General features: G+C 38.4%; 4 protein-coding genes and 1 pseudogene. All 5 read left to right on the top strand.

Features of this window, described 5'->3' with window-relative positions; genetic code table 11:
* A pseudogene (locus AB685_RS31485) lies at positions 1-306 on the top strand (MFS transporter); the annotation flags it as partial.
* A 541-nt stretch (positions 307-847) separates the two neighbouring features.
* Complete coding sequence (locus tag AB685_RS25325; protein ID WP_047973362.1) at positions 848-1969, top strand: response regulator; 1122 nt, start codon at positions 848-850, stop codon at positions 1967-1969.
* 159 nt (positions 1970-2128) lie between these two features.
* On the top strand, positions 2129-3499 hold the full coding sequence (locus tag AB685_RS25320) for a response regulator (protein ID WP_047973361.1): 1371 nt from the start codon (positions 2129-2131) through the stop codon (positions 3497-3499).
* Positions 3496-4557: a HEAT repeat domain-containing protein gene (locus AB685_RS25315; protein WP_047973360.1), complete on the top strand. Its 1062-nt coding sequence runs from the start codon at positions 3496-3498 to the stop codon at positions 4555-4557. Before AB685_RS25320 ends, AB685_RS25315 begins: the two co-directional genes overlap by 4 nt.
* The coding region (locus tag AB685_RS25310; RefSeq protein ID WP_047973359.1) for a glycosyltransferase family 2 protein at positions 4550-5836 on the top strand (1287 nt) is incomplete at its 3' end. The genes AB685_RS25315 and AB685_RS25310, both read left to right, overlap by 8 nt.

The raw sequence follows: 5836 nt of genomic DNA, 5'->3' as shown, positions 1-5836 counted from the left end.
CTACCCATCGTTTTCGCCGGAATCTTTCTGATTGGTCTTGGGACAACGTGGATTCGAGTCTTGCTACAAGCCGTCCAGCAAATGGCGACGGACGCTAATTATCATGGGAGAATGGCTAGCTACCGCATGATAGGTAATCAAGGGTCGGTGGTAGTAAGTGCCCCCATTATTGGGTGGATTGCAGCAGAATACGGAGCGAATTATATTTATTTAAGCTTAATGCTTCCCATTTCTTTATGCGTACTGTTCGCAATCTTTCAATCAAGACAGAAATCATTCATCCAGATGACGAATAAGGCAGCCTGAAGATGAGGAATTGGAGTGTCGGTGGGTGAGGCGTTTCTGACAWTCAGGGACGTAGAAGGGATAGAATTATTCGAGGATTCTGTTTGGAAGGTTATAGAACGTGTAGAGAAGAGAGGATTTGTGTGAAGGTAAATCGAAAAGTTGTTGTCTGTTATTCAAATCAAGTGATTACGACATATTGCCATTTTGACTAGAGTAGGAGTGAATACATTCTCTAAACCGAATGATCAATTGGGAGATAAATGATCAAAAATATTTTGATGTGATTTACATCTACATTCCGACACTCGAAACAAAAATGTTGCCGCAGACGTATACTTTCCTGATTAGTAAGGTGCGCTGAGCTTTCCATTACCGATGCTATTCGTATGAAACGACAATCAGTGTGAATGAATAAGGCTTAGTCGTCAGCTATCCAAACATGTTTCATCAAATGGGTTAACCGATTGACAGAGTAGTTCTACAAATGTTTTAAATTGTTCATAAAGCATTTCTTAAATTATATATTAGTAATAAAAGAGTTATTTGATGGTGGTGGAAGATGATACGAGCAATTGTAGTAGATGATGAAGTGTTGTCTTTAGGATTTATGGAAAGAAAATTAAAGGAAGTCGGAGGAGTTGAAGTAGTGGCGACTTTCTCAGATTCTAGTGTTGTTCTTGAGAGTGTGAGAGAGGTAGACTTTGATGTTGCTTTTCTTGATATTGCTATGGGGAAAGTAAGTGGAATCGACTTGGCTGAACAGTTAATGCATCATCATAAAGATGTACAGATTGTCTTTGCTACAGCATTTGAAGATTATGCCATTCAAGCGTTTGAGCTAAACTCGATTGATTATTTATTAAAGCCAGTTAGTAAACAACGCCTTATCAAAACGATTCAGCGCTTGGAGCAGAAAATAAAGCCTGAAGCAGTGTCAACAACCATACCTGCCAAAAAGGAAACGTTGTCGATTAATTCCTTAGGTGGGTTGGTCGTTTTTTATGGGGATGAATTGATCAAATGGAAGATGGCTAAAGTCAAAGAATTATTTGCATTTTTTCTTACTCATCATGATCAGTATGTTGATCGTGATCACCTGCTCGATCAGTTATGGCCAGAATATGACTACAAAAAAGCAAAAGTCTATTTACATACCTCTATTTCGTATTTGCGCCAATTATTAAAAAGCTATGGGTATGAGGGCGTCATTACCTTCCAAGCGAATAAATACAAACTAACGTTAGATCACTTCGAGTGGGACCTTTTGGCTTTTGAACAATTGGATGTGACAACACTCAAGTTGAAGGAGGATAAGTTAGTTCAACTAGAGAAGATGGTAGAAGCGTATAAGGGCGGTTATTTAGAGCATGAAGGGTATGGTTGGGCCAGAGAAAAAGCGAATACGATCCAGGCGAAATACATGAAGCTATTAGAGCATATGAGTGATTATTTTCAACAGATTCACGCAAGAGATTCTTATATCATCACGATTAAACGATTGCTGCAACAAAATCCATATTCCGAAAAATATGTTCAACAATTAATGAACCATCACATTCGCGTAGGTGAGCGCCCTGAAGCTATTAAAGTGTATCAAGACTTCAAAAAATTATTAGATGAAGAACTAGGCATTATGCCAGCACAATCAACTCGAGCTGTTTATCAATCGATCGTTAACTAACGATCTAAAGTGATTCCTGAAACCCTTTATGAGGTCAGTGGATCACTTTTTTGCTTAAAGGGATTACTTTAAGAGGTAAGTGCTATTAAGAGATTTATAAGTGATTATCCTTAAAATGTTAAATGAAACAATACTATTAAGTGAGTAGGTGAAATTGTAATGAATCAATCAAAACTAGATCAGAATCTGTTTCCTTTTAACCAAAAAATAGATGATCAAACCGAGCGAAATTCAATCTTGTTCTTTTGTGAAAGTGCGGAGATTGCCTCTCGCGTAAAAGGTCTTCTACCCGTTGTTGAGAGTRATGACTATCTTGTTTGTGATGACGCGGAGAAGGCGATTGAGCTTTTTTATGAACAGAAGCCAAAAGCGATTGTCCTCATCTATATAACGAGTGATGTGTTTGTAAATGAATTATGTGATTCGATCTCGAGCCAATGTATGTGGGATTCCATTCCAATCTTCATTAGCAACCCAGAAGTTGAATCATTGGTCCAACACTATGGTCAACTTAAAGCCGATGACTTTATCAAGTTTCATTTTCAACTCGAAGAGCTAGAGCTGCGCATCAGCATTAAAGCTCAACAAAAGAAAATGATCAACACATCTAGTTTCCTTCATTTTACCGAGCGATTTGATATTGAAACTAAAACGTTTGTAGACATTTTTTATCGTCATCAATTAGCGACTTTAAAAAGACAAAAAACTCCTTTTACGATGGTGTTTATAAAAGTGATGAATCTCGAGAAGATAAAAAATGAGAACAATGCGTTTGTGGCTGATCAAGTTTTCATCAACATGACAGACTTCTTAGTAGCCCAACTAAGAGATACGGATCTACTGTTTAAAGTACGAAACGATCATATTTTCGCTCTCATACTCCCTTTTGCAGGAGAAAACGAAGCGACGTATTTTCTAAAAAGAGTATACAATGAAGTTTATCCCCTCACGTGTTTTACTCATCAGCAGCCAGTCGAAATCGATGCTTATTTAACCGGGAGTGTTGTAGAGATACGTGATCCAAACGTTCAAATGAAGGACGTGGTTGATTCTGGTATAAGAGGATTAAGTGATGCGAATGAACGTGATGCTTTTCAAATTGTCCCAGTCGATCATTTCAAAAAACCTCAAACGGAAGTGATTAAAGTCTCAATTATAGAGCCGGATCCGATTGTAAATGGGGTATTGCTCAATATTTTGCAACGCTATGATCAAGATGCATTCCAATTAGACATAAAGACGTTTTCAGATGGTCACAAATTTTTGCAGTCAGAATGGCATTTAAGTTCGCATACGCACCTCATTATCATCAACGATATTTTGCCAAGAAAAGATGGCTTAGAAGTGATCTATGAACTTCGTGGACTTCCTAATACGAATAAGTATCTCATCATTATGCTCTCTACGAAAAAAAGTGAGAATGATATGATCCATGCCTACGAAGTAGGTGTTGATGATTATGTCAGAAAACCGTTTCAGGTGAAGATGCTTGAAGCTCAAATAAAACGGTTTTTAAAGAGGTTAAGATGAACATGAACGTAATGATCCAGGCACTCATCATTACTATTATCGGCTTTGGAAGTGTTCTTTCTCTGATCTTGGTCTATCTATTGGTGAACCGACTGATCGAGAAGAAAAAGCTAAAGCAATTGGATGACTATAACAAAGAGAACAGCATAAAGCTTTATCGATATCTTGTGCAGGGTGATGCATTAACGAATGATTTACGTGTAACGTCACCATTAAAAGTAAAAGCAATTGAATACATGTTAAGTACGTATACAAGACATATTCATGACCAAGCAGCGTGGCTTAGGATCAGCCAGTATGCTGACGATCAACTATCCCCTTATTATAAAAAGGAATTAAAAAGTAGAAAGTGGAGCAGGCGAATGAATGCTCTCTATCGAATGGTTGACTATCGGATGGAGTCATTAATCGAGGTGGTCGATCAAATGATGAACACACAGAAGCGCTATTCCAAGGAAGAGTACTTTCAAATGTATAAATTATTAGCAAGTGTCTACCACCCTAAAGTGATTGAATACATGATCGATCGACGTGGCGATGGGCTCAGTGAAAACGAATATCGCATCATTTTATCGGAGATAGACTCAGAGCTTTTTCAAGAGATTCTCTATGAATATGAAYGACTTCCGATGGTGATAAAATATGGYGTTATTGATGTCATCGGAATGAAAAATAGGGTTGAGTACATTGAGCTTTTGGAGGAGTGGTTGGATTCTTCTGAGCGGGAAGTTCGAATAAGAATCATGAAAGCAGTTTGTAAAATCGGTTACGTACATCATTTTGACCTCTATGTGCCATTTATTGAATCTGCACATTGGGAGGAGCGAATGTTGATGGCACGATTACTTGGGGTGATTTATGTACCAGATGCAAAAATATACTTACGATCGTTAGTTAATGATTCTTCTTGGTGGGTGCGTCAACAAGCAGCTAGATCTCTTACCCAAACGAATGGAGGAAGAGCGGTGTTAGAGGAAGTCATTGCGTCTAGTGAAGACCGGTATGCGATTGATATCGCAGGTGAAATGCTGAGAGGTGTGAGGAAAGAACATGGATAACATCTTTAACTCAATCATGTGGTTTTTTGGTTGGACGATCACCATCTATATGCTGATTGTTATTGGGTTTTATACGTTTTTACTGGTGATCTCCCTTTTTCAAATTAGAAAAGAATACCGTTTAGATAAGCAGGAAGCTCATGATGATTACCTACAGGATGATTTTACTAAGCCTGTATCTATCCTAGTTCCTGCTTTTAATGAAGAAGCAGGGGTCATAGAAAGTGTTCGTTCGTTAGTAAGTCTTAAGTATCCAGAGACGGAAATCATCGTGGTCAATGATGGCTCCACAGATCAGACAATGGCATTTATGATTGAGCATTTTCATATGAAGAAAGTCGATAAGGTTATTCGTAAACAGCTTGAATGCGAAGAGATCAAAGGTGTATACCAGTCAGCTATTCTTCCTAATCTATTATTAGTCGATAAAGTGAAGGGTGGAAAAGCAGATGCGTTAAATGCTGGCATCAATGTCTCAAAGTATCCTTATTTCTGTTCAATCGATGGCGACTCCATCCTAGAAACCGATTCACTATTAAAAGTGATGAAGCCGATTATTCATTCGGGTGGAGAAGTGATCGCTTCAGGTGGAAGCATTCGAATTGCAAATGGCTGTGAGATAGAACTGGGTAGTGTCCTAAAAGTAGGGCTTTCTAAAAATCCATTATTGGTGATGCAAGTTATTGAATACTTACGTGCTTTTCTAATGGGAAGGGTAGGATTGAGTCGTCATAATATGCTGCTGATAATTTCTGGTGCTTTCAGTGTGTTTTCAAAAAAGTGGGCGATTGAAGCAGGTGGTTATTCAAAGCACACGGTTGGAGAAGATATGGAATTGGTCGTAAGAATTCACGGATTGATTCGAAAAAGAAAGCTTAAAAAACGACTTGAGTTTGTGGCCGACCCGGTCTGTTGGACAGAGGCGCCGGATTCATTAAAAACGTTGCAACGTCAAAGAAGTAGATGGCAGAGAGGCTTATTAGAAAGCTTATGGACTCATAAGAAAATGACATTTAATCCTCGCTATGGGCTTGTCGGTACGGTTGCCTTTCCTTATTTTTGGTTTGTCGAACTAATCGGTCCGATCGTCGAACTTGGAGGATATCTCTTTGTCCTGCTCTCTTTCTTTTTAGGAGATGTGTATCTTGAAATGGCCATTTTGCTTTTATTATTAATGGTCGTCTATGGTTCTCTGTTTTCAATGATGTCTGTGTTGTTAGAGGTGTGGAGTATGAATCAATACCCACGAGTGCGAGATGTGATGAAGCTCTACCTTTAC

Source organism: Bacillus sp. LL01 (assembly GCF_001037965.1).
This window is presented reverse-complemented; position numbering and strand designations above follow the sequence as displayed.